Origin of the sequence: Micromonospora sp. WMMD737 (genome assembly GCF_049179055.1) — a bacterium.
GTDB lineage: Bacteria > Actinomycetota > Actinomycetes > Mycobacteriales > Micromonosporaceae > Micromonospora > Micromonospora reichwaldensis.
In genome coordinates, this window is sequence record NZ_JBMHMH010000001.1 from 3974758 (window position 1) to 3997955 (window position 23198).

Annotated in this window: 21 protein-coding genes; 8 read left to right on the forward strand and 13 right to left on the reverse strand. The window is 71.2% G+C overall.

From position 1 onward, the window contains the following. Nucleotides 1-32: 32 nt before the first annotated feature. Both ACN27A_RS17200 and ACN27A_RS17205 read left to right on the forward strand, forming a co-directional pair. The gene (locus tag ACN27A_RS17200) at nucleotides 33-332 is read left to right on the forward strand and encodes a CD225/dispanin family protein (RefSeq protein WP_132230994.1); all 300 of its coding nucleotides are present in this window, start codon (nucleotides 33-35) and stop codon (nucleotides 330-332) included. Nucleotides 333-352: 20 nt separating this feature from the next. Then, the gene (locus ACN27A_RS17205; protein WP_421454627.1) at nucleotides 353-994 is read left to right on the forward strand and encodes a DUF4190 domain-containing protein; all 642 of its coding nucleotides are present in this window, start codon (nucleotides 353-355) and stop codon (nucleotides 992-994) included. Nucleotides 995-1056: 62 nt separating this feature from the next. Here the strand turns inward: ACN27A_RS17205 and ACN27A_RS17210 are convergent, their stop codons facing one another. After that, nucleotides 1057-2331: a DUF6350 family protein gene (locus ACN27A_RS17210; protein ID WP_421454630.1), complete on the reverse strand. Its 1275-nt coding sequence runs from the start codon at nucleotides 2329-2331 to the stop codon at nucleotides 1057-1059. Nucleotides 2332-2490: 159 nt separating this feature from the next. Here ACN27A_RS17210 and ACN27A_RS17215 point away from each other — a divergent pair, with 159 nt between their 5' ends. Continuing rightward, nucleotides 2491-2757, forward strand: a complete 267-nt coding sequence (locus ACN27A_RS17215) for a DUF4190 domain-containing protein (RefSeq protein ID WP_421454632.1) — start codon at nucleotides 2491-2493, stop codon at nucleotides 2755-2757. Between the two features lie 93 nt (nucleotides 2758-2850). On the opposite strand, the gene sucD is transcribed toward ACN27A_RS17215, so the two are convergent. The 3 genes from sucD to ACN27A_RS17230 all read right to left on the reverse strand — a co-directional run bounded on the left by sucD (nucleotide 2851) and on the right by ACN27A_RS17230 (nucleotide 5760). After that, a complete protein-coding gene (gene sucD, locus ACN27A_RS17220) occupies nucleotides 2851-3738 on the reverse strand; it encodes a succinate--CoA ligase subunit alpha (RefSeq protein WP_132230990.1) in 888 nt (295 codons plus the stop codon). 2 nt (nucleotides 3739-3740) lie between these two features. Next, nucleotides 3741-4919, reverse strand: a complete 1179-nt coding sequence (gene sucC / locus ACN27A_RS17225) for an ADP-forming succinate--CoA ligase subunit beta (RefSeq protein WP_421454635.1) — start codon at nucleotides 4917-4919, stop codon at nucleotides 3741-3743. A 436-nt stretch (nucleotides 4920-5355) separates the two neighbouring features. Beyond that, complete coding sequence (locus ACN27A_RS17230; protein WP_421454637.1) at nucleotides 5356-5760, reverse strand: cobalamin B12-binding domain-containing protein; 405 nt, start codon at nucleotides 5758-5760, stop codon at nucleotides 5356-5358. A 430-nt stretch (nucleotides 5761-6190) separates the two neighbouring features. Between ACN27A_RS17230 and ACN27A_RS17235 the strand changes: the two genes are divergently transcribed. Both ACN27A_RS17235 and ACN27A_RS17240 read left to right on the forward strand, forming a co-directional pair. Then, nucleotides 6191-6907 (forward strand): M23 family metallopeptidase, encoded by a 717-nt coding sequence (locus ACN27A_RS17235; RefSeq protein ID WP_421454640.1) that lies wholly within the window; start codon nucleotides 6191-6193, stop codon nucleotides 6905-6907. A gap of 274 nt (nucleotides 6908-7181) precedes the next feature. After that, nucleotides 7182-7940: a M23 family metallopeptidase gene (locus ACN27A_RS17240; RefSeq protein WP_421454643.1), complete on the forward strand. Its 759-nt coding sequence runs from the start codon at nucleotides 7182-7184 to the stop codon at nucleotides 7938-7940. Nucleotides 7941-7998: 58 nt separating this feature from the next. Here ACN27A_RS17240 and pcrA read toward each other — a convergent pair whose 3' ends face one another. Further along, nucleotides 7999-10440: a DNA helicase PcrA gene (gene pcrA / locus ACN27A_RS17245; protein WP_421454645.1), complete on the reverse strand. Its 2442-nt coding sequence runs from the start codon at nucleotides 10438-10440 to the stop codon at nucleotides 7999-8001. Nucleotides 10441-10664: 224 nt separating this feature from the next. On the opposite strand from pcrA, the gene ACN27A_RS17250 reads away from it, so the two are divergent. Together ACN27A_RS17250 and ACN27A_RS17255 are read left to right on the forward strand one after the other, a co-directional pair. Then, on the forward strand, nucleotides 10665-12515 hold the full coding sequence (locus ACN27A_RS17250) for a bifunctional metallophosphatase/5'-nucleotidase (protein ID WP_421454648.1): 1851 nt from the start codon (nucleotides 10665-10667) through the stop codon (nucleotides 12513-12515). 269 nt (nucleotides 12516-12784) lie between these two features. After that, nucleotides 12785-13177 carry a chorismate mutase gene (locus ACN27A_RS17255; RefSeq protein ID WP_421454651.1) on the forward strand — a complete coding sequence of 131 codons (393 nt, stop codon included), beginning with the start codon at nucleotides 12785-12787 and terminating at the stop codon, nucleotides 13175-13177. Between the two features lie 134 nt (nucleotides 13178-13311). Here ACN27A_RS17255 and ACN27A_RS17260 read toward each other — a convergent pair whose 3' ends face one another. The 5 genes from ACN27A_RS17260 to ACN27A_RS17280 all read right to left on the reverse strand — a co-directional run bounded on the left by ACN27A_RS17260 (nucleotide 13312) and on the right by ACN27A_RS17280 (nucleotide 19135). After that, nucleotides 13312-14325 carry an ABC transporter ATP-binding protein gene (locus tag ACN27A_RS17260; RefSeq protein ID WP_132230982.1) on the reverse strand — a complete coding sequence of 338 codons (1014 nt, stop codon included), beginning with the start codon at nucleotides 14323-14325 and terminating at the stop codon, nucleotides 13312-13314. Next, entirely contained in the window at nucleotides 14318-15340 is a 1023-nt protein-coding gene (locus tag ACN27A_RS17265) for an ABC transporter ATP-binding protein (protein WP_132231341.1), read from the reverse strand. Before ACN27A_RS17265 ends, ACN27A_RS17260 begins: the two co-directional genes overlap by 8 nt. Before the next feature lie 26 nt (nucleotides 15341-15366). Next, nucleotides 15367-16344, reverse strand: a complete 978-nt coding sequence (locus ACN27A_RS17270; RefSeq protein ID WP_311410753.1) for an ABC transporter permease — start codon at nucleotides 16342-16344, stop codon at nucleotides 15367-15369. Nucleotides 16345-16416: 72 nt separating this feature from the next. Beyond that, nucleotides 16417-17343: an ABC transporter permease gene (locus ACN27A_RS17275; protein WP_132230980.1), complete on the reverse strand. Its 927-nt coding sequence runs from the start codon at nucleotides 17341-17343 to the stop codon at nucleotides 16417-16419. A gap of 148 nt (nucleotides 17344-17491) precedes the next feature. After that, complete coding sequence (locus tag ACN27A_RS17280) at nucleotides 17492-19135, reverse strand: peptide ABC transporter substrate-binding protein (RefSeq protein WP_421454656.1); 1644 nt, start codon at nucleotides 19133-19135, stop codon at nucleotides 17492-17494. 431 nt (nucleotides 19136-19566) lie between these two features. Between ACN27A_RS17280 and ACN27A_RS17285 the strand changes: the two genes are divergently transcribed. Next, nucleotides 19567-19899: a PIG-L deacetylase family protein gene (locus ACN27A_RS17285; RefSeq protein WP_421454659.1), complete on the forward strand. Its 333-nt coding sequence runs from the start codon at nucleotides 19567-19569 to the stop codon at nucleotides 19897-19899. Here the strand turns inward: ACN27A_RS17285 and ACN27A_RS17290 are convergent. From ACN27A_RS17290 to ACN27A_RS17300, 3 genes are all read right to left on the reverse strand, one after another. Beyond that, a complete protein-coding gene (locus tag ACN27A_RS17290; protein ID WP_421454662.1) occupies nucleotides 19889-21049 on the reverse strand; it encodes a Cys-Gln thioester bond-forming surface protein in 1161 nt (386 codons plus the stop codon). The genes ACN27A_RS17285 and ACN27A_RS17290 overlap by 11 nt on opposite strands. Before the next feature lie 190 nt (nucleotides 21050-21239). Next, complete coding sequence (locus tag ACN27A_RS17295) at nucleotides 21240-21926, reverse strand: response regulator transcription factor (RefSeq protein WP_311410756.1); 687 nt, start codon at nucleotides 21924-21926, stop codon at nucleotides 21240-21242. Continuing rightward, complete coding sequence (locus tag ACN27A_RS17300) at nucleotides 21926-23191, reverse strand: ATP-binding protein (RefSeq protein WP_151455192.1); 1266 nt, start codon at nucleotides 23189-23191, stop codon at nucleotides 21926-21928. Before ACN27A_RS17300 ends, ACN27A_RS17295 begins: the two co-directional genes overlap by 1 nt. Between the last annotated feature and the right edge of the window lie 7 nt (nucleotides 23192-23198).

Genomic DNA, 23198 nt, shown 5'->3' on the forward strand with positions numbered 1-23198 from the left:
GGGGTGTCGAGTGGAATGAGGAGTACGCCGAAATGCAGCCCGGATACCAGCCGCAGCAGCCGCAGATCAACAACAACATGACGATGTCGATCGTCGCCATCTTCCTCTTCTGGCCGCTGGCCATCCCGGCGATCATCAACGCCTCCAAGGTGAACCCGCTGCTCCAGCAGGGCGACTACGCCGGGGCCCAGGCCGCCGCCGCCGAGTCGAAGAAGTGGTCCAAGTGGGCCCTCATCGTCGGCATCAGCTGGTACGTGATCGTGCTGGTGTGCTGCCTGCTCGGTGGGCTCGCCGGTGTGGTGGGCGGCGACACCTCCACCAGCAGCTACTGACAGATCGGACGAGGAGTCGCATGCAGCCCGGTTACCCCGGACAGGATCCGTACGGCCAGCAGCCGCACCAGGATCCGTACGCGCCGCACCACGACCCGTACGCCCCGCCGCCGGCGGCGCCGTACGGGCAGCCGCCCGTCTCCGGGCAGCCGAACGACCCGTACGCCGCGCCGCAGGATCCGTATGGCCAGCAGAACCCGTACGGCCAGCAGGACCCCTACGGCCAGCCGCCGACCTCGGGCCAGCCCTACGGGCAGCCGCCCACCTCGGGCCAGCCGTACGGGCAGCCGGCGCCGGGTCAGCCGTACGGGCAGCAGCCGTACCAGGACCCGTACGGCCAGCAGGCGTACTCGCAGCCGCCCATGTACCCCAACGCGGGATTCGCCGCGAAGGGGCCTGGGCAGCAGCAGAACACCCTCGGTCTGGTGTCCATGATCCTCGGTATCGCCTCGATCCCGATGGTCTGCTGCTACCTCGGCATCCCGCTGGGCATCGGTGCGCTGGTGACCGGGTGGATGGGCAAGCAGAAGGCCGCCCAGGGGCTGGCCGACAACAACGGTCAGGCCCTCGCCGGTCTGATCTGCGGCGCCATCGGCGTCGTGCTCGGCCTGCTCCAGATCATCTTCCTGGGCTTCAGTCTGACGCTGCCCAACCAGCCCTGACCCGTCATGCGACAGGGGCGTCCCGGCCTGTCCGGGGCGCCCCTTCGGCGTCTTGGAGGCCCTCAGCGGTGCGCGCGGGACAGCACCCTAGTCGCGGCGGCGCCGATCAGCGCCCCGACCGTGACGACTGCGGTCGCCACCGCCGCCACCTGCCAGGCGACGGGCCCCACCTGGACCAGCCGGCCGCCGCCGAGCGAACCGGCGGAGGCGGCCGCGGCGGCGCCCAGCAGCAGGCCGGCCACCGGGCCGGCGAGCGCCGCCGCCCCGAGCAGCGGCCCCCAGCGCAGCGGTGCCCGGTCGTCGGCGGCGAGCCGGAGCAGCCGGCGGGCCAGCAGCCAGCCCGCGGCCATCCCGGCGAGGACCGGCACCGCGAGCAGCCCGGCGCCGAGCCCGTCGACCGGCCCGCGCGGCAGCCCGGCCAGCAGCGGTACGGCCGGCAGCGCCCCCACGGAGACCTCGCTGGTGCGTACCGCCGTGTCGGTGCCGACGGCGAAACCCGGGCCGAGCAGGTAGCTGACCGACCAGATGGTGGCGTTGGGCGCGTAGGCGAGGCTGACCAGCGTGATCCCGGCCTGGCCGGCGACCCCGGTGCGGTAGGCCCCGATCAGGTCGGCGGCGTCCCCGCCCCCGGTGGCCACGGCGAGCCCCGCCGCGCCGGCCCCCGCGCCGAACAGCAGCAGCCCGGCGACGAGCCCGGTGCGGATCCCGTCGCGCAGCGCCTCCGGGGACCGCGCGGCGAGCAGGCCGGCCACGCGCGTGGTCCGGGCCGAGCCCACCAGGGCCCCGAGCGTGCCGAGCACCAGGAGGGTCAGCCCGGCGCGCACCGGTGACGCGCCGGCCAGCACCGCGCCGAGCACCCCGAGCAGCGCGTACGCGGCGCCGACCGCGCCGGCGGCGAGGAGCGCCTGCCGGGGTGACCGGCCGCCGCGCGCGCCGATGGCCCGGCTGGCGTGCACGCCCGCCCGGGTCAGCCGCCAGACGACCAGTGCGGTCAGCGCCAGCGGGGCCAGCCCGAGCGGGCCGGCGGCGGTGTCCAGCGGCACGCCGTGCCCGAGCAGCCAGCCGGCCAGCCCGGCGCGCAGCGCGCCCGGCACGGAGGCGGCACCCTCGCTGAGCTGGAACAGCCAGAGCACGACCACGACCGGCAGCCAGGAGGTGAGCGCCGCCCACCCGGCGGCGACCCCGGCGGCGACGGCGAGCGGGGCGCGGCTGCGGCGCGGCTCGCCGGCGCGCGGCGCGGGCACCCGCCGGCTCCGCCCGACGGGCGCGGCCGGCCGGGCGCCGGGGCCGGCGTCGGCGCCGGGACGGCTGGGCTGATCAGGGGTGACGGAGGACATCGCGTCTACTCTGGCATGCCGGGCCGGCGGTGGCAGTCCGATACCGCCCCGCAGCGGCGACGAGTTCCGTGATCCACCATCTCGGGCCCCCGATCCGGTCTAGCCTCGGGCGCAGGGACGCGATCGCAGGGTCGCGGCACCGACGTCCGGAGGAGAGCCGTGAACACTCCGTATCCGCCGCCCCCGCCGGCGCCGTCCGCGGCCGGTCGCGACCGCACGACGCTGTGGGGCGTGCTCGGCATCGTCCTCGGCCTGCTCTGCTGCGGCATCCTGGGGATCGTCTTCGGTTACCTGTCGATCCGGGACGCCAAGCGCTTCGGCCAGTCGCCCGTGCTCGGCTACCTGGCGATCGCGTTCGGCGTGCTCAACATCATCGGCAGCGGCGTCCTCTGGGCCGGCGGCAACTACCCGCTCTACAACGACTGAGGCCGCCCGCGCCACGGCGACCGGGGCCGCCGCGCCACGACGGCGGAGGGCCGACCGCGAACGGTCGGCCCTCCGGTCGTACGTCGCTCGGGCTCAGCCCGCGGACATGATCTCCCGCATGAGCTTGGCGGTCTCGGTCGGGGTCTTGCCGACCTTGACGCCGACCGCCTCCAGCGCGTCCTTCTTGGCCTCGGCGGTGCCCGCCGAGCCGGAGATGATCGCACCGGCGTGGCCCATGGTCTTGCCGGGCGGCGCGGTGAAGCCGGCGATGTAGCCGACCACCGGCTTGGTCACGTTCGCCTTGATGAACTCGGCGGCCCGCTCCTCGGCGTCGCCACCGATCTCACCGATCATGACGATCGCGTCGGTCTCCGGGTCGGCCTCGAACGCGGCGAGCGCGTCGATGTGGGTGGTGCCGATGATCGGGTCACCGCCGATGCCGACGCAGGTCGAGAAGCCGATGTCGCGCAGCTCGTACATCATCTGGTAGGTCAGCGTGCCGCTCTTGCTGACCAGGCCGATGCGGCCGGTGCCGGTGATGTCGGCCGGGATGATGCCGGCGTTGGACGCGCCTGGCGAGGCGATGCCCGGGCAGTTCGGACCGATGATCCGGGTCCGCTCCCCCTTGGCGACGTTGTACGCCCAGAACGCGGCGGTGTCGTGCACCGGCACGCCCTCGGTGATCACCACGGCCAGGTCGATGCCGGCGTCGATCGCCTCGACGACCGCACCCTTGGTGAACTGCGGCGGCACGAAGATCACGGTCACGTCCGCACCGGTCTGCGCCATCGCGTCCGCGACGCTGGCGAAGACCGGCAGTTCGGTGCCGTCGAAGTCGACCGTCTGGCCCGCCTTGCGCGGGTTGACGCCGCCGACGACGTTGGTGCCCGCGGCGAGCATCCGCCGGGTGTGCTTGGAACCCTCGGAACCGGTCATCCCCTGGACGATGACCTTCGAGTCCTTGGTCAGCCAGATAGCCATTGTCAGACCCCCGCAGCCGCCAGCTCGGCGGCCCGCTCGGCCGCGCCATCCATCGTGTCGACCCGCTGGACCAGCGGGTTGTTCGCGCCGTCGAGGATCGCCCGGCCGGCCTCGGCGTTGTTGCCGTCGAGGCGGACGACCAGCGGCTTGGTGACCTTCTCGCCGCGCTGCTCGAGCAGGGCCAGCGCCTGCACGATGCCGTTGGCGACCTCGTCGCAGGCGGTGATGCCGCCGAAGACGTTGACGAAGACGCTCTTCACCGACGGGTCGGACAGGACGATCTCCAGTCCGTTCGCCATCACCGCGGCGCTCGCGCCACCGCCGATGTCGAGGAAGTTGGCCGGCTTGACGCCGCCGTGCCGCTCACCGGCGTACGCGACCACGTCGAGGGTCGACATGACCAGGCCGGCGCCGTTGCCGATGATCCCGACCTCGCCGTCGAGCTTGACGTAGTTGAGGTCCTTCTCCTTGGCGGCCTGCTCCAGCGGGTCCACCGCGGCCTGGTCGACGAGCGCCTCGTGGTCCGGGTGCCGGAACGCGGCGTTCTCGTCCAGGGTGACCTTGGCGTCGAGCAGCAGCAGCTTGCCCTCGCCGGTCTTGGCCAGCGGGTTCACCTCGACCAGCGTGGCGTCCTCGGCGACGAAGGCCTTCCACAGCCCCACGGCGGCCTCGACGACCTGGTCGGCGACCTCGGCCGGGAAGTTGGCGGCGGTGACGATCTCGCGCGCCTTCGCCTCGTCGACGCCGGTGTTGGCGTCGATCGGGGCCTTGACGACCTTCTCCGGGGTCTCGGCGGCGACCTGCTCGATGTCCATGCCGCCGGCGACGCTGGCGATGCAGAGGAAGGTGCGGTTCGCCCGGTCGAGCAGGTAGGAGAAGTAGTACTCCTCGGCCACGTCCGCGGTCACCGTGATCATGACCTTGTGGACGGTGTGGCCCTTGATGTCCATGCCCAGGATGTCGGTGGCGCGGGCCACCGTCTCCTCGGCGCCCTCGGCCAGCTTCACGCCGCCGGCCTTGCCTCGGCCACCGACCTTCACCTGCGCCTTGACGACCACCCGACCGCCGAGGCGTTCGGCGATCGCGCGGGCCTCCTCCGGGGTCGTGGCGACGCCGCCGGCGAGCACGGGCAAGCCGTGCCGTTCGAACAGGTCCCGCCCCTGGTACTCGTACAGGTCCACGTTTGCGCGTCCCGTCCCGTCTCCGCGGCGCGCCGTCGCGCCGCCACCAGCGTTATGGAAAACAGTTTGACGCCTGTCATCACTCGAAACAGGCCATTGGGCGCAGCCTAGCGAGGTGGACACCGCCGGCAACCGAGCGGGTGCGCGTTGTGTGGTAATGCACAATCGGCGGCCTCGCGTGGCCTTTCCGCGACTCCGGACCGATGTCAGCCGTCCGGGCGATGTTGCCGGAGGCGCGTAACCCGTCCGTGGGGGCGTCGTTGAGTCAGGTGTCGGAGCGCTGATGCAGCGCGGCGACGGGAGCGGCCGATGCCCTGTCGGTCGAGGGGTGGCGGCGGGGCATCGTGCATAGAGGGGCCGGACGTGTGAGGGGTGCGTCCGGCCCCTCCCCCTGTCCGGGTTCGGCCGCCGAGCGGCCCCGGGCCCGCGACCGCCGTCAGGCGACCGGCTGGGCGACGTTCTGCCGGACCCACTCGACGATCGACTGGGTCGTCGCGCCCGGCGTGAAGATCTTGGCGACCCCGAGCCGCTGGAGCTCCGGGATGTCGGCGTCGGGGATGATGCCGCCGCCGAACACGACGATGTCGCGGGCGTCGCGCTCACCGAGCAGCTCCATCACCCGCCGGAACAGCGTCATGTGCGCCCCGGACAGCACGGAGAGCCCGACCGCGTCGGCGTCCTCCTGGATCGCGGTCTCCACGATCTGTTCCGGAGTCTGGTGCAGGCCGGTGTAGATGACCTCCATGCCGGCATCCCGCAGGGCACGCGCGACGACCTTTGCGCCACGGTCGTGGCCGTCCAGGCCCGGCTTGGCGACGACGACCCGTACACGAGAGCTCATCAGCGCATCCCTTTCACCGGCTCCGCGGCTTCACTGAACGAACGGTAACCCGCCCGACCCTGCCCGGGAAATCCGGGCGGCGAACCTCACGCGCGCGAACCTGGCCGGACTCCCGTGGGTGCCGGTACGGCGGACCGCGCCGACCCCCGGCGTCAAGCCGGACGACTCCGCCGTTCGGTCACCCTGCGCGACGAACGGGCAGTTAAGGGGGCACCGTTCGAGGGGTACGACCCATGACAATCACGGACGGAAAGGGACAGAACGCGGTAGCAATTCGGCGCTTCGGCTTGTGACGGGACTGGTGGTTGGCTAACGTGTCCACGGTTGTCATCAGGTCCACGGACGGGTGACGACGCGGCCAGCCGGCGTTCACCCGAGCTTCACGGGCGTCGGGGAAGCCGCTTCGGATCCCCGACAACGGAGGGTGTGCGTGCGCCAGCGCCTGTCGTCTGAGCCCGATCGATATCGCGGTCGCCGCCGCGTACCCACCCCCCCGCGTAGCCGCTACGCAGCGGTGGTCACCACCGCGTTCGTCGGCGCCGGCATCGTCGCGATCGGCGCCGGCGCCCTGCCGGACGCCAAGAGCGTCAACCCGTCGGTCCTCGACGAGCTCAAGGCCGCCTCGGCCGTCAACCAGGACGCCGCGGCCCGTGGCGACAACGCCGACCGCGCCAGCCGCGACAGCGACCGCGCCGGAGGCGCCGAGTCCGCCGAGCCCGAGGTCTGGCTGCTCCCCCTCCAGGGCTACGAGTTCAACTCGCCCTACGGCATGCGCTGGGGCAAGCTGCACACCGGCGTGGACCTGGTCGCCCCCGAGGGCACCCCCTACGTCGCCATCCACGAGGGCACCGTCACCAAGGCCGGCTGGTTCGGCGGCTACGGCCACACCGTGATCGTCAAGCACGCCGACGGCAGCGAGGCGATCTACGGGCACTCCTCGGCGCTGAGCGTCAAGGAGGGCCAGCGGGTGAAGGCGGGCGACCAGCTCGGCCTCGTGGGCAACACCGGTCACTCCTACGGCTCCCACCTGCACCTGGAGGTGCATGTCAAGGGCGAGCCGCTCGACCCGGTGCCGTGGCTCAAGGAGCGCGGAGTGGACATCAAGCTACAAGTCGAGGTGTACTACAGCGAGGTAGCCGCGTCCTGACGCTGCGCATCGCCCGTCTACCGCCCGGATCTGCCGATCCGGGCGGTTTTTCGTGTGCCACCGGAGTCGAAAGTGAGCCGGGTCACGCCGAAGACTGTGACCGGCGCCATCGCCACACATGATCACTTTTACGGTCGAACAACCCCGAAAGGGGACGTACCGGGCGGATGCGTCCGTCACCGGTCCGCCCGCACCCTGTCCCACTACCCGTCACGCCGCGTGTCGACACCAGTATTTCGAGGTCAAGTGCCCCCTCGATCAGTGAAGGTCCGCCGTGCAGGAAGACATTCGGAACGAGAACACCCCCGACGCCCCCGTCCGGCCCCGGAGGCGGATCGGCGGCCGTACGCGCCTGATCATCGCCGCGGCGGCCCTGACCGGCCTCGGCCTCGGCGGCGCCGCCTTCGCGGCCACCGGGAACGACGAGCCCTCCGTCCCGGCCGCCGCCGTGGACACGCAGGCCCGCGCGGAGGCCGCCGACCGCGCCGACCGCTCCGACCGCGAGACGACCGCCCCGGCCACCCCCTCGGCGCGCCCGACGCCCAGCCCGACGAAGGCCAGCCCGTCGGCGAAGCCCAGCCCGAAGGCGACCACCGTCAAGCCGAAGCCGAAGAAGACCAGCAAGCCGAAGCCCAGTTGGGTCATCCCGATGAAGGGCGCGGCGATCACCTCCTGCTACGGCCCGCGCTGGGGCACCCAGCACGCCGGCATCGACTTCGCGCTGCCCGCCGGCACCCCGGTCCGCGCGGCCTTCGGCGGCACCGTCACCAAGGCCGGCGACGTCGGCGACGGGTACGGCATCTCCGTCTTCGTCGACCACGGCAACGGCTACCTGACCCACTACGCCCACCTGAGCACCACCAAGGTGGGCGTGGGCGACAAGGTCGCCGCCGGGCAGACCATCGGCCTGGAGGGGTCCACCGGCGACTCCACCGGCCCGCACCTGCACTTCGAGGTGCACCAGGGTCAGATGTGGAACCAGATCGACCCCGCGCCGTTCCTGCGCGCCCGGGGCATCGACGTGGCCTGCTGACCCGCACCGACCGGCACGGCCCGGTCCGGCGTGCTGCCGGGCCGGGCCGCGCCGTCGCTCAGAGCTTGTCGATCGGGGCGTGCCGGAGCACCAGCCACATCGTCTGGTCGCCGAAGTCGATCTGCGCCCGCGCTCCCGGGCCGTGCCCCTCGACGGCGAGCACCCGGCCCAGGCCGTAGCGCTGGTGGTTGACCCGGTCGCCCGCGGACACCTTCGGCCCCTGCGGCAGCTCGCTCGCCGTGGTCAGGCGACTGGCGTCGACGCCCAGCCGCTTCGCCAACTGCGCCGCCTTGGGGGTGCCGCCGTTGAAGCCCCCACGCCCGCCGGACATCCGGTCCGCGCGGCCACCCACGCCGCCGCCCCCGCCGGCCCACGAGGTGTACGACCCCTCGGTGCGCTCCCAGCGGACCAGCTCCGGCGGCAGCTCCTCCAGGAACCGCGACGGCGGGTTGTAGGCCGGCTGCCCCCACGCCGAGCGGGTCACCGCCCGGGAGAGGTGGAGGCGCTGGCGGGCCCGGGTGATGCCCACGTACGCCAGCCGGCGCTCCTCCTCCAGCTCCCGGGTGTCGCCCAGCGAGCGCAGGTGCGGGAAGACGCCGTCCTCCAGGCCGGTCAGGAAGACCACCGGGAACTCCAGGCCCTTCGCGGTGTGCAGCGTCATCAGGGTGACCACGCCCTGTTGAGGCGCGGCGTCGTCCGCCTCGGCGCCGTCAGGCGACGAGCCGGGTGGCGTGGGCACCTGGTCGGCGTCGGCGACCAGCGCGACCTGCTCCAGGAAGCCGGCGAGGGTGGCCCGCTCGCCCTCCTCGCCGACCGCCTCGATCCGCTCGGTGTACTCCCGGGCGACGCTGACCAGCTCCTGGAGGTTGTCGACGCGCCCCGCGTCCTGCGGGTCGAGGCTCTCCTCCAGCTCGGTGAGGTAGCCCGAGCGGGTCAGCAGCGCCTCCAGCACCTCCTCCGGGGTGCCCGTCTCGGCCAGCTCGCGGGCGCCGTCGAGCAGGGCCACGAAGTCGGCGATGCCGTTGGCCGCCCGGCTGGAGATGCCCGGGGCGTCCTTCGCCCGCCGCAGCGCCGCCCCGAAGGAGATCCGGTCCCGGCTGGACAGCGCCTCCACGCACGCCTCGGCCCGGTCGCCGATGCCCCGGCGCGGCGTGTTGAGGACGCGGCGCAGGCTGACCGTGTCGTCGTCGTTGACCACCGCGCGCAGGTAGGCCAGCGCGTCGCGGACCTCCTTGCGCTCGTAGAAGCGCACCCCGCCGACCACCTTGTAGGGCAGGCCGACCCGGATGAACACCTCCTCGAAGACCCGGGACTGGGCGTTGGTGCGGTAGAAGACGGCCACGTCGCCGGGGCGGGTCTCGCCGGCGTCGACAAGCCGGTCGATCTCGCGGGCCACCCAGTCGGCCTCGGCGTGCTCGGTGTCGGCCACGTAGCCGACGATCGGCTCACCGGCGCCCGCCTCGCTCCACAGCCGCTTCGGCTTGCGCGACGTGTTCCGGTCGATCACCGCGTTGGCGGCGTTGAGGATGGTCTGGGTGGAGCGGTAGTTCTGCTCCAGCAGGATCGTCCGGGCGTCGCTGAAGTCGCGCTCGAACTCCAGGATGTTGCGGATCGTGGCGCCCCGGAACGCGTAGATCGACTGGTCGGCGTCACCGACCACGCAGAGCTCCGCCGGCTCGATCCCCTCCGTGCCGGAGACCAGCTCCTTGATCAGCGTGTACTGGGCGTGGTTGGTGTCCTGGTATTCGTCGACCAGCACGTGCCGGAACCGCCGGCGGTAGCTCTCCGCGACGTGCGGGTGGGACTGGAGCAGGTGCACCGTCGTCATGATCAGGTCGTCGAAGTCCAGCGCGTGCGCCTCGCGCAGCCGCCGCTGGTAGAGCGTGTAGGCCTCCGCCAGCGCCCGCTCGTTGGGGCCCTTGGCGCGGCCCGCGAACGCCTCGGGGTCGACCAGCTCGTTCTTCAGGTTGGAGACCTGGGCGGCCAGCCCGCGCGCCGGGTAGCGCTTCGGGTCGAGGTCCAGCTCCCTGGCGACCATCTGCATCAGCCGGCGGGAGTCGTCCGCGTCGTAGATCGAGAAGGTCGACTTCAGCCCGGCGTGCTCGTGCTCGGCGCGCAGGATGCGTACGCACGCGGAGTGGAACGTCGACACCCACATCAGGCGGGCCCGGGGACCCACCAGGTGGGCCACCCGCTCCTTCATCTCGCCGGCGGCCTTGTTGGTGAAGGTGATCGCGATGATCTCGCCGGGGTGCACGTCCCGGGCGGCCAGCAGGTAGGCGATCCGGTGGGTGAGCACCCGGGTCTTGCCCGAGCCTGCACCGGCCACGATCAGCAGCGGCGAGCCGGCGTGCGTGACGGCGTCGCGCTGCGGCCCGTTCAGGCCCTCGACCAGGGCCTGCGGATCGAGATGGACGGCCGCCGGCCTGGGCCGGTGCGGCGAGGTCGGGGCGGGCGCCGGCGCGGGCGGGGACGCGGGGATGTCGAAGAGAGGATGCATCGCACGGCGAGTCTATGCCGCCGGGCGGACACTTCCCCGCCGCGCACCGTCGAGATGTCAGGAAGGGCCCCTTCCTAACGCTATGAGTTAGGAAGGGGCCCCTTCCTAACATCCAGGTCGAGACAAAGATGTCACCCTGTCGTGTCTGGTGCCGCCGTCCCCCGTGCAGAACGATGACGGTGCAAGTCCGGCTCCTCCCCCGTACATGACTGGGAGAAACGACCATGACTCAGCCGCGTTCGCGCGGTCGGGCGGCGCTGCGCCACCTCGCCGCGCCCACCCTCGCGTTGGCCGTCGTCGCCACGCTGACCACCGCTTCCCGGCCCGCGCCGGCTCCCGCCGACGACCAGCAGGCCGGCCTGACCCCCGTCTCGGTCTCCTACGCCGCCCCGGGCGGCGGGGAGGTCAAGGGCAACTTCCTGAGCTACAACGACTTCCACGGCGCCATCGACCCGCCCGGCGGCAGCGGCGCGGCGGTCAACGGCACGCCCGCCGGCGGCGTGGAGTACCTCGCCACCTGGCTGAAGAAGCTGCGCGCCGAGGCCAAGGCCGAGGGGCGCGCCACGACCACCGTCGGGGCCGGCGACCTGATCGGCGCCACCCCGCTCGTCAGCGCCGCCTTCCACGACGAGCCGACCATCGAGCTGATGGACGAGATCGGCCTGGACGTCAGCTCCGTCGGCAACCACGAGTTCGACGAGGGCGTCGACGAGCTGATCCGGATCAACAAGGGCGGCTGCCACCCCGTCGACGGTTGCCAGGACGGGGACGGCTTCGCTGGCGCGAAGTTCACCTACCTCGCCGCCAACACGGTCAGCCGGAAGACCGGCCTGCCGATCCTGCCCCCGGTCGACGTGAAGTTCGTCGGCGGGGTGCCCGTCGGCTTCGTCGGCGTGACCCTGGAGGGCACCCCGGGCATCGTCAACCCGGCCGGCATCACCTCCGTGCGGTTCACCGACGAGGTGCAGACCGCCAACAAGTGGGCCGGCGTGCTCAAGCTCTTCGGCGTCAAGGCGATGGTGCTGCTCGTGCACGAGGGCGGGGCCCAGTCGCCGCCGCCGGCCACCCCGGGCGTCTCGGACTGCGCCAACTTCTCCGGCCCGATCGTGGACATCGTCAAGGGCCTGCGGCCGGAGTTCGGGCTGGTCGTCTCCGGCCACACCCACCGCTTCTACTCCTGCTCCCTGCCGAACTCCTCGGGTGCCCACAGCGTGGTCACCAGCGCCGGCAACAACGGCCAGCTGATCACGGACGTGGACTACTCGCTGGACCGGCGCACCGGCCGGTTCACCGGTATCTCCGCCCGCAACGTCGTGGTCGAGAACGGCGTACGCAACCCGGACGGCACCTGGCGGGAGAGCGCGCCGGGCACGTACGTGCGCAACCCCGACCTGGTGGACCCGGGCGCGAAGGCACTGGCCGACAAGTACCGGGCGGCCGTCGCACCCATCGCCAACCGGGTGGTGGGCCGAATCTCGGCCGACATCGTCCGCGACGTCCGGCCGAACGGGGAGAGCCCGCTCGGTGACGTGATCGCAGACGCGCAGCTCGCGTACACCCGCTCCAGCGGGGCACAGATCGCGCTGATGAACCCGGGCGGCGTCCGGGCGTCCCTGTCGTACGCGGCCTCCCCCGGCGACGAGGACCCTGGCGAGATCACCTACGGCGAGGCGTTCACCGTCCAGCCGTTCAACAACCTGGTGGTCACCCAGACGCTCACCGGCGCGCAGCTGCGCAACGTGCTCGAGCAGCAGTTCGTCGGCTTCAACGGGCAGACCACCCAGCGCATCCTCCAAGTCTCCGCCGGGCTGACGTACTCGTACGACAGCACCGCGCCGGCAGGCTCCCGGGTCAGCGCCCTGACGTTCGACGGCGCCCCGGTCGACCCGGCCGCCAGCTACCGGGTCACCACGAACGACTTCCTGGCGAACGGCGGGGACGGCTTCACCGAGCTGCGGGCCGGCACGGACCGGGCCACCGCCCCCGGCTTCGACGTCGACGCGCTCATCGCCTACCTGGGCGCCGGCGAGCCCGTCGCCCCCGGACCCGCGAACCGGATCACCCGCCTCGGCTGAGGCGCGGGCGGTCCCGGCGTCACGACGGCACCGGGACCGCCCGTCCGGGCACGGGTCGCGCCGAATCCTTGCGCCGGGCGGTCCGAGGTCGGCATACTCGACGACATGTTCGGGCAGCGCTTCTACTTTTACTACGGCACCGGGAGTCCGGCAGCCGTAGGTCGCGCCTGATCGATCAGACCTACGAGAAAGCCCCGGGCTCCTGGAGCCCGGGGCTTTCTTCCGTCCCGGGATCCGGGCACCGGGCACCTGACGGCGAGGGGTACCCGATGATGACAGACGTGGTGGAGTCCAACGGCAGCCTGACGCGACCCGAGGCGGGCCGGCCCGGCCCCGGTGCCTCCGGGCCCTCGGTCGACGCGCCGGGAGGCGCCGACGACGCCAAGCCGGCGGCGGGAACCGGCACCCCGGAGCCGGCCGCCGCCGCCCGGATCGTCGAGATCCGGGAGCGGATCGACGAGATCGACCAGGCGCTGATCGAGCTCTGGCAGGAACGGGCCCGGCTCTCCCAGGAGGTCGGGGTGACCCGGATGGCCTCCGGCGGCACCCGGCTGGTGCTGTCCCGGGAACGGGCGATCCTGGAGCGCTTCCGGGCCGCCCTGGGCGCCGACGGCACGCAGCTCGCGCTGCTGCTGCTCCGCGCCGGCCGCGGCCCCCTGTGAGGCGTACGCCGGCAACGGCCCGCGCGGTCCATGCCCGGCACCGGCCCTCTGCGCGGGCGGGGGCCGGGGCGGGGCGGAAACGACGGAACCGCCTGCCGTCGTCGCGATGACGTCGGCAGGCGGTTCCGTGGGGGTCACGCCTCGTGCGTCTGCACGATCTCGCGCTTCTCCGCGAAGTGGCAGGCGCTCGGGTGGTCCGAGCCCGAGCGGATCTCCAGCAGCGGGACCTGCTCGGCGCAGACGTCCTGCGCCTTCCAGCACCGGGTCCGGAACCGGCAGCCCGACGGCGGGCTGACCGGCGACGGCACGTCTCCGGTCAGGCGGATGATCGCCTTGTTGTCCCGCACGGTCGGGTCCGGCACCGGCACGGCCGAGAGCAGCGCCTGGGTGTACGGGTGGGTCGGCCGCTCGTAGATCTCGTCCTCGGTGCCGATCTCGGCGATCTTGCCAAGGTACATCACCGCGACCCGGTCCGACAGGTGCCGGACCACCGACAGGTCGTGCGCGATGAAGATGTACGACAGGCCGAGCTCGCCCTGGAGCTTCTCCAGCAGGTTCATCACCTGGGCCTGGATCGACACGTCCAGGGCGCTGACCGGCTCGTCGCAGACGATGATCTCGGGCCGCAGGGCGAGCGCCCGGGCGATGCCGATGCGCTGCCGCTGACCGCCGGAGAACTGGTGCGGGTACCGGTGGATGTGCTCCGGGTTGAGGCCGACCAGGTCGAGCAGTTCCCGGACCTTCTCCCGGCGGCTGCCCTTCGGCGCCACCTCCGGGTGGATCTCGAACGGCTCGCCGATCAGGTCGCCGACCGTCATGCGCGGGTTCAGCGAGGTGTACGGGTCCTGCATCACCAGCTGGATCTGCCGGCGCAGCCGGCGCAGCGCCGGGCCGGAGAACTTCGAGATGTCCTGGCCCTTGTAGTGGACGCTGCCACCCGTCGGCTTCTCCAGGTTCATCAGGACCCGGGCCAGCGTCGACTTGCCGCAGCCCGACTCGCCGACCACACCCAGGGTCTCGCCGGCCTTGAGCTCGAAGGAGACCCCGTCGACCGCCTTGACGTGACCGATGGTCTTCTTGAACACCACGCCCCGGGTCACGGGATAGTGCTTGACCAGGTCACGGACCTCGAGGATGTTCTCAGTCACGGTTCACCAGCTCCTCGGCGAAGTGGCAGGCGCTGGCCCGGCCGGCGCCGACCTGCAGCAGCGGCGGGACCTTCTCCCGGCAGACCGGCTGCGCCATGGGGCAGCGCGGGTTGAACGGGCAGCCCGGCGGGATGTTCATGAGGTTCGGCGGGAGACCCTTGATCGTCCGGAGCTCCTGCCCCTTCTCGTCGAGCCGCGGGATCGAGTTGATCAGGCCGATCGTGTACGGGTGCGCCGGCTTGGCGTACAGGTCGTAGACGTTGGCTTCCTCGACGATCCGGCCCGCGTACATCACCGCGATCCGGTCCGCGACGTCGGCGACCACGCCGAGGTCGTGGGTGATCAGGATCATGCCCATCTGCCGCTCGCGCTGGAGTTCGGCGAGCAGGTCCATGATCTGCGCCTGCACCGTCACGTCGAGCGCGGTGGTCGGCTCGTCCGCGATCAGCACCTCCGGGTCCAGGGCGAGCGACATCGCGATCATCGCGCGCTGCCGCATGCCGCCCGAGAACTGGTGCGGGTAGCTGCTGAACCGGCCCTTGGCGTTCGGGATCTTGACCTGGTCGAGCATCTCGATCGCGCGCTTCTTGGCGTCGGAGCGGCTCATCCCGCGCCGCACCCGGAACTGCTCGGCGATCTGGAACCCGACGGTGAAGACCGGGTTCAGCGCGGAGAGCGCGTCCTGGAAGATCATCGCGATGCCCTCGCCGCGGATGCGGCGCCGCTCCTCGAAGGACATGCCGAGCATGTCCTTGCCTTGGAAGCGGACCTGACCGCCGGTGACGAAACCGGGCGGCGTGTCGAGGATGCCCATGATGGTCTGCGCGGTGACGCTCTTACCGGAGCCGGACTCGCCGAGCACGGCGAGGGTCTCCCCCGCGTCGACGTGGTACGTGACCCCGTTGATGACCTTGGCGACGCCGTCCCGGGTGCGGAACTCCACCCGGAGGTCTTCCACCTCGAGCAACCTGCCCGAGGGGCGACCGGACGCGCCGGCCGCGGACTGCTCGGACACCAGAATGTCGGACAACTGAATCTCCCCTAGCGGAGTTTCGGATCGAGGGCCTCGCGGACCGCCTCACCGAGCATCACGAAGCTCAGTACGGCGGCGACGAGGAACGCGGCGGGGAAGAAGAGCAGGTAGGGCGCGACGCGGAGGAGGTTCTGCGCCTCGTTGATCATGATGCCCCAGGAGACCACCGGGCTCTTCAGGCCGACGCCCAGGAAGGACAGCGTCGCCTCGGCGCCGATGTACGAGCCGACCAGGATCGTCCCGTAGACCAGCAGCGGCGCGAGGCAGTTCGGCAGCAGGTGCTTGAGGATGATCCGGCCGGTGCCGGCGCCCAGCGCGCGGGCGGCGACGATGTAGTCCGCCTCCTTGGTGGCCAGCACCGAGGAGCGCATGAGCCGCATCACGACCGGCCAACCCAGCACGATCAGCGAGATGCTCACCAGCGCCATGATCTCGGCCTTGCTGTTGCTCGTGCCCGACCCGTTGAAGGTCGTCAGGATGACGATGGCACCCAGCACGAACGGCAGCCCGAAGAAGACGTCGGCGATGCGGGAGAGCAGTGCGTCCACCCAGCCACCCCGGTAGCCCGCCACGATGCCCATCGCGCCGCCGAAGAGCAGCACGCCGAGCACGGAGAGCAGGGAGACCACGATCGACGCGCGGGCGCCGTAGATCACCCGGGCGAAGACGTCCCGGCCCTGGAAGTCGTAGCCGAACCAGGCGTCCGACGACGGGCCGACGAGGCTGTTCTGCAGGTTGCCGTTCTCCGGGTCGCCGGAGGTGAACAGCGACGGGAAGGCGGTCATCAGCATGAAGAGGACGATGAATCCTGCGGAGATCCAGAACAGCGGCTTGCGGCGCAGGTCACGCCAGGCGTCGCCGAGCAGACCGCGCGGCTTCTCCTTGCGGGCGTTCTCCGGCAGGCCCGCGTTGCTCGGCGCGCCGATCTCGTCGGGGGCGTGCGCCGGCGGGGTGCTGACGATCGAGGCGGCACTCGGGTCACTCATGCCCGTACCCCACTCCGCTCGGCGCGGACACCGGTGCCCGCGCACGCTGCAATGATGATTCGTTCGCTGCGCTCACTCATAGCGGATCCTCGGGTCCAGGGCGGCGTAGAGCAGGTCGACCAGCAGGTTCATCAGCAGGTAGACGAGCACCAGGACCACCACGATGGAGACAACGGTAGCGCTCTCCTTGGTGATGATCGCGCGGTAGACCTGTCGGCCGATCCCGTTGATCTGGAAGATGCCCTCGGTGACGATCGCGCCGCCCATCAGGGCGCCGAGGTCGGTCCCGAGCAGCGTCACCACCGGGATGAGCGAGTTGCGCAGCAGGTGGATCCCGACCACCCGGCGCATCGGCAGACCCTTGGCGATCGCCGTACGCACGTAGTCGGCCCGCCGGTTCTCCGCGATGCTCGTGCGGGCCAACCGGGCGATGTACGCCATCGAGGCGCTACCGAGCACGAAGCCGGGCACGATCAGCTCGGAGAGCCGCATCTCGCTGGAGACCGTCGGCTTCACGATGCCCCACTGCACGCCGAGCAGCCACTGGGCCACGAAGCCGATGACGAAGATCGGCAGCGCGATCAGGAAGAGGCTGGAGACCAGGACCAGGTTGTCCAGGAAGCCGTTGCGGCGCAGGCCCGTCAGCACGCCCGCGGTGAGGCCGATGACCGCCTCGATGGCCAGCGCCACCAGGGCCAGCTTCAGGGTGTTCGGGTACGCGGTGGCGATGATGTCACCGATCTCCCGGCCACCGAACGTCTGCCCGAAGTCGCCCTGGAAGAGGTTCTTCATGTAGTTGCCGTACTGCACGATGAGCGGCTCGTCGAGCTTGAACTTCTCGGTCATCATGTTGACGAAGCTGTCGGGGCAGGGACGCTCGCCACACTTGCCCGCGAAGGGGTCACCGGGCACCGACCACACGAGCCAGTAGATCAGGAACGTCGTCCCGATGAAGACCGGGATGAGTTGGAGCAGCCGTCTCAACAGATAACGGCCCATGGGGTGGTCCTCCAGACAGGGGGCGCGCGTCGGACGGCCGACACGGGGATGACAGACGTGGCGAGGCGGTGTGGTGACACCACCTCACGGAACGGCCCGGGTCGGGCTCACCGGTAGGTGAGCCCGACCCGGGGTCAGACCGTTCGGATCAGAGCTCGACCGAGGTGAGGTCGAGTTCACCGACGTTGGAGAGCTCGATCTTCTTGATCTTCTCCGAGTGGCCGGACTGCTGACCACCGAAGTAGACCGGGATCGAGGGGACGTCCTGGTCGATGAGGGCGACAGCCTCGGCGTACTTGGCGTGCGACGCCTCCAGGCTCGGCGCGGAGGCGGCTTCCTTGGCCAGCGCGTCGACCTGCGGGTTGCTGTACTTGCCGTCGTTCGAGGAACCGCCGGTCACGTAGAGCGGGCCGACCCAGTTCTCCACGTCCGGGTAGTCCTGCTGCCAGCCGGCGCGGTACATGCCGGTCATCTTGCCGGCGTTGATGTTCTGGCGGAACACCGCGAAGGTCGGCACGCCCTCGGCGCGAGCGTTGATGCCGAGGTTCGTCTTGACCTGCTGCGCGACGGCCTCCATCCACTCCTTGTGGCTGGCGTCGGCGTTGTAGAACATGACCAGCTCACCGGTGAAGCCACCGGCCTCGGCGAGGAGCTTCTTGGCCTCGTCGACGTTGAACTGGCAGGCGGTGCAGTTGCCGGCCTTGGCGCCCGGGGTCAGCGGGTTGGCCCAGCTGTCGGCCGGCTTGCGCGAACCGAAGAAGATCTTGTCGCTGATCTCCTGGCGGTTGATCGACAGCGAGATCGCGCGACGCAGCTTCGGGTTCTGGAAGCGCTTGTCGTAGATCGGGAAGGCGATGATGCCGGTCGACGGGGTGGTGGAGGAGATCGCCCGCTCGCCCAGGTCGTTCTTCCACTTGTCGCCCGCGATCGCGGAGACCGGAACCTGCTGCTGGAAGTCCAGGTTGCCGGCGAGCAGGTCGTTGTAGGCCGCCGTGTCGTCCTGGTACAGCTTGATGTTGACGTCCTTGATCTTCATCTTGTCGTTCAAGGAGTAGTCATCGAAGCGCGTCAGCTTGATCTGGACGTCGTCTTCCCACGACACGAACTTGATCGGGCCGTTGCCGATCGGCTTCTTGCCGAACGCCTCGGCGCCCTGGGTGAAGAACGCGTCCGGCAGCGGCATGAAGGTGCTGTAGCCGAGCTTGGTCGGGAACACCGCGGTCGGCGCGGCCAGGGTGACCTCGAAGGTCCAGTCGTCGACGACCTTCAGGCCGGACATCTCCTTGGCGGCGGGCTCGGGGGCCTTCTTCGGGCCCTCGGCGCCGTCCGGGTCCTCGGTGTGGACCTGGTCGAAGCCCTGGATGTCGGCGAAGAAGCTGCCGTTCTGCGCGCCGTTGGGCGAGTAGGCGCCCCAGTTCCAGGCGTCCACGAAGTTCTTGGCCTTGACGACGGTGCCGTCGTGGAACTTCGTGTCCTTCTTGATCTTGATCGTGTAGACCTTGGAGTCCGACGTCTCGATCGACTCGGCGACCGCGTTGCGCGGCGCGCTGCCGTCGTTCGGGTACTCGACCAGACCGGTCCAGATCCAGTCGATGATCGCCCCACCACCGGTCTCGGTGGTGTTCGACGGGACCAGGCCGACCTCCGGCTGAGTGCCGTCGATGGTGATCGCGCCGTCGCTGCTGGCGCCGGCGTCGCCACCGTCGCTGTCGCTGCTCGAGCAGCCGGACGCGACGAGCGCGAACGCCGCGCCCAGCGCGACCGCGCTACTTGCCCGCTTCGAGACTCTCATTCCGAGGGGCCTCCTCTTTCTGAACCTGGATCCGTCGTGGGTTTCACGCACGTATGGGGGGTGACACGTCCGGCGCCCGCAGTGCGGGAGCCGGTTTCACCGCAGTGAATTCGGGACAAGAATGATGTACCGATCCGCCGGGCCACCTCGCCCGTCGCGCTCGGCACCGCGCACACGAGACCACCACGGAGCACCGTCAACAGGCGGATCCCATGGTCGTCAGGCCGTACGGAGTGCCTCACATGAGGGGTGAGGTGCTGCCACTGTGACACCCACCGGCCCGTTCCGTGAAGGTGCCGTTATCAAGCCGTTAGTTGGTCGCCACGTTGCCGATACCCGAAAAAAGATCATGATGTACGCGGGTCGTACCGCTCTGAGCAGGAAAGACACGGTTCGGAGGGGGTCCGCCCACCGGCGTGGGGTCTGCGGCTGTGAGCTTCCCCGCGTCCCCTCCGGCGCTGTCCGGGGTCGGCCGAGCGTTGGCCGTTTTTGCCCATCCGGACGATGCCGACTTCGGCTGTGCGGGCACCATCGCCACCTGGCCGGCCGAGGGTGTCGACGCCTCGTACCTGCTCGTCGACCGGGCGACTCCGGAGAGTGCGGCCACACCCGCGCGCCGTTGCAGGTCGGCTGTCGCGACGGGCTCCCGTCCCACGCCCGGGGGCGTGCACCGGCCGGCCCGGGGGCGAACGACCCCGGCCCCGGCACCGCGCGGGGCGGTACCGGGGCCGGGGCCGTTGGAGCGGGCGTCGATCAGGCCGTGAAGCGCAGCTTGCGACGGCGGAACAGCAGCACGGCGACCGCGCCGGCGGCCAGCAGCGCCACGCCGGCAGCGATCGCGGCGGCGATCGGGGAACCGGTCAGCGGCAGGTCACCGCCGCTACTCGCGGGCGAGGTCGACGGGGCCGGGCTGTCGACCGGGGCGCTCGGCGACGGGGACTCCGCCGGGGCGCTGGGCGACGGCGTCTCCGCCGGCGCGCTCGGCGACGGCGACTCGGCCGGGGCGGCGGCGAACGCGGCCTCGGCCTTGGCGCTCACGGTGGCGCCGGTGCTGCCACCGAGGATCAGCTTCTGCGCGGCGCGCTGGCCGGTGAAGAGGAACACCCGGCCGAAGGAGACCGAGTCCTGGGCGGAAACGGTCACCTTCACCTCGCCGGCGCCGTCCGCGGCCAGCCAGAACTGGCCGCCGTTGGTGGTCTTGGTGACCGGCTTGCCCTCGGCGTCGACCGCCGAGCCGCCGTCGACCGCGACGGTGATCTCGCCCGCCGGGCCCTTGACGGTGAAGGGGCCGGCCTTCTCGCCGACGGTGGCCTTGGCGCTGGCCGGGTCGACGCTCAGCTCGGCCTTCGGCTCGGGCTGGTCGGTGGCGTTGGCGACCAGGTAGTCGTGGACCTTCTTGACCACGTCGTACTGCTTCTTGCCGAGCAGCTTGGGGTTGTCGACCCAGTCACCCAGCTTGACGCCGTCGCTGAAGTTCCAGATGGCGGTCTGGGTGCCGAAGTAGAGCAGCTTGTCGGCGTCGGCCTTCGCCGGGACGGTCGCGCCGGCGGCGGCCAGCAGCTTGGCGGCGTCGGCGTTCGGGTAGCCGTGGGTCAGCACCCACTGCACCTTCCCGAGGTCCTTCACCTGGGACTCGTCCCAGGTGCCCTCCTTGTACTTGCCGTCGATCGCCACGTTGGTGTGGTAGTCGATGCAGAAGGCGGGGACGAGCTTCCCGTCGATCTTGAGTGCCAGGGCACCGGTGCTCTTCGGCTGCCCGTTGAGCATGAGCGTGACGTTGCTGCCCTTGACCGACTTGGCGACGCCGATCTTGTCGGCGGCGGCGGCCGGCGCCGACGCGCCGAGTGCCAGCGCGCCGCCGGCGACGGTCGCCAGGGCGATCCGCGCCCAGCGCCGTCCTCGTTGTCCGAACATCAGATTCGTGCACCTCTCCCCAGGGGTGACCCGCGCACGGCGGGTTGCGTGAAGCCGCCGTTCCCGCGGGATGTGCACCACCCGCACGCGAGAACGCGACGGGGCATTATGTGACGGGAGTTGATCGCTTGTCAGCCCCTGTGGGCCGCATTCGTCGGTTCCGTCCCATATGACGGGGAAAAGAATTGGATCACACCAGCCGGCGGTCGGCCGCCCAGCGGGACAACTCGTACCTGTTGGACATCTGGAGCTTGCGAAGCACGTTGGACACGTGCGTCTCCACCGTCTTGATGGAGATGTAGAGCTCCTTGGCGATCTCCTTGTAGGCGTACCCCCGGGCGAGCAGCCGCAGCACCTCGCGCTCGCGGTTGGTGAGCTGGTCCAGCTCCGGGTCGGCCACCGGGGCGTCGGGACGGGCCGCGAACGCGTCCAGCACGAACCCCGCCAACCGGGGGCTGAACACGGCGTCGCCGTCGGCCACCCGGCGGACCGCGGCGGCCAGCTCCTCCGGCGAGATCGTCTTCGTGACGTAGCCCCGCGCACCGGCCCGGATCAGCCCGATCACGTCCTCCGCCGCGTCCGAGACGCTCAGCGCCAGGAACTTGACCTGCGGGTGGGTACGCCGCATCGCCTCCAGCACCGCCCGGCCACCACCGTCGGGCATGTGCACGTCGAGCAGCACCACGTCGGGCAGCGTGGCGGCGATCCGGGTGACCGCCTCGGCGACGGTGCTCGCCTCGCCCACCACTTCGACGTGCGCGCCCAGCTCGGCGCGGACCCCCGCGCGGAACATGGCGTGGTCGTCGACGAGGAAGACCCGCAGCCGCTCGGCGCGGGCAGCCGCCCCCTCGACCGGTTCCATCGACTGCTCGGTCATCACTTGTCCCTCTCCGCCGTTGCCGGGTCGCGGGTGATCGGCAGGATCAACCGGACCTCGGTCCCTTCCCCCGGCTCGGAGCGGATCTCCGCCCGGCCGCCGTGCCGCTTCATCCGCCCGATGATCGAGCCCCGGACCCCGTGCCGGTGATCCTCCACCGTATCCGGGTCGAAGCCCTTCCCCCGGTCCCGGACGAAGACGCTGACCTGATCCGGCTCGACCTCGGCGTAGAGCGAGACGGTCTGCACCCCGGCGTGCCGGGCGGCGTTCACCAGCGCCTCGCGGGCGGCCGCCACCAGCGCGCCGACCCGCTCGTCGGTCTCCCGGTCGCCGACCACCACCGCCTCCACCGTGATCGCGAACGTGTCCTCGACCTCGGCGGCGGCCTGCTCCAGTGCGGCGGCGAACCGCTCGGTGGGCGAACCGGTGGGCTTGTAGAGCCAGTTGCGCAGCGAGCGTTCCTGCCCCCGGGCGAGCCGCTGGACGGTCTTCACGTCGCTCGCGTTGCGCTGGATCAGGGCCAGGGTGTGCAGCACCTGGTCGTGCACCATGGCGGCCAGCTCGGCCCGTTCCTGCTCCCGGATGCGCCCCTCGCGCTCCGACCGGAGCTGGTTGTACGTCCGCCACAGCACCGGCGCGGCCACCACGCCGACCCCGGCGAGCCCGACCAGGGCGAAGATCACGCCGTTGAGCACGGCGTCGAAGTTCTGCGCCGGGGAGTAGACCGCGGCGACGCCGATGATGCCCACCGCGACCAGCACCCCGCCGCCGATGAACCGGAGCACGAAGGCCCGCCGGTCGCTCTCCTCCACCACCGCGCCCAGCCAGGGCACCGGCATGGAGTCGCCCCACTGCCGCCGCCGCTCCGGGGCCGACTGGTGCCAGATCACCCCGGCGCCGACCGCGATGATCGCGACCAGCCAGCCGGCGGTGCCCGCCGCCCCGACCGAGTCGAAGACCATCACCTGCACCAGCAGCACGCCGAGGCCGATCGCCACGAACGGCAGCAGCTGGGCGACGTCCCGGCGGGCCGGCACGGCGGTGTCGCCCGGGCGCAGCGGCACGACCGCCCAGAAGGCCGCGTAGAGCAGCAGGCCGAGCCCGCTCAGCCCCAGCAGCACCATGAAGGCGACCCGTACCCGCAGCACCGAGATGCCGAGGTGGTCGGCGATGCCGGCGGCCACCCCCGCGGCCATCCGGTGCTCGGGGGCGCGGTAGAGGCGGGGCGGCTGGGTCACGGCGCTGATCGGAGACTCCCTGGTCACGGCGGGC

Coding starts and splice junctions, on each gene's coding strand:
- ACN27A_RS17200 (WP_132230994.1), top strand. CDS start 33: ATGCAGCCCGGATACCAGCCGCAGCAGCCGCAGATCAACAACAACATG.
- ACN27A_RS17205 (WP_421454627.1), top strand. CDS start 353: ATGCAGCCCGGTTACCCCGGACAGGATCCGTACGGCCAGCAGCCGCAC.
- ACN27A_RS17210 (WP_421454630.1), bottom strand. CDS start 2,331: ATGTCCTCCGTCACCCCTGATCAGCCCAGCCGTCCCGGCGCCGACGCC.
- sucD (WP_132230990.1), bottom strand. CDS start 3,738: ATGGCTATCTGGCTGACCAAGGACTCGAAGGTCATCGTCCAGGGGATG.
- ACN27A_RS17230 (WP_421454637.1), bottom strand. CDS start 5,760: ATGAGCTCTCGTGTACGGGTCGTCGTCGCCAAGCCGGGCCTGGACGGC.
- pcrA (WP_421454645.1), bottom strand. CDS start 10,440: ATGCATCCTCTCTTCGACATCCCCGCGTCCCCGCCCGCGCCGGCGCCC.
- ACN27A_RS17250 (WP_421454648.1), top strand. CDS start 10,665: ATGACTCAGCCGCGTTCGCGCGGTCGGGCGGCGCTGCGCCACCTCGCC.
- ACN27A_RS17255 (WP_421454651.1), top strand. CDS start 12,785: ATGATGACAGACGTGGTGGAGTCCAACGGCAGCCTGACGCGACCCGAG.
- ACN27A_RS17270 (WP_311410753.1), bottom strand. CDS start 16,344: ATGAGTGACCCGAGTGCCGCCTCGATCGTCAGCACCCCGCCGGCGCAC.
- ACN27A_RS17275 (WP_132230980.1), bottom strand. CDS start 17,343: ATGGGCCGTTATCTGTTGAGACGGCTGCTCCAACTCATCCCGGTCTTC.
- ACN27A_RS17280 (WP_421454656.1), bottom strand. CDS start 19,135: ATGAGAGTCTCGAAGCGGGCAAGTAGCGCGGTCGCGCTGGGCGCGGCG.
- ACN27A_RS17290 (WP_421454662.1), bottom strand. CDS start 21,049: ATGTTCGGACAACGAGGACGGCGCTGGGCGCGGATCGCCCTGGCGACC.
- ACN27A_RS17295 (WP_311410756.1), bottom strand. CDS start 21,926: ATGACCGAGCAGTCGATGGAACCGGTCGAGGGGGCGGCTGCCCGCGCC.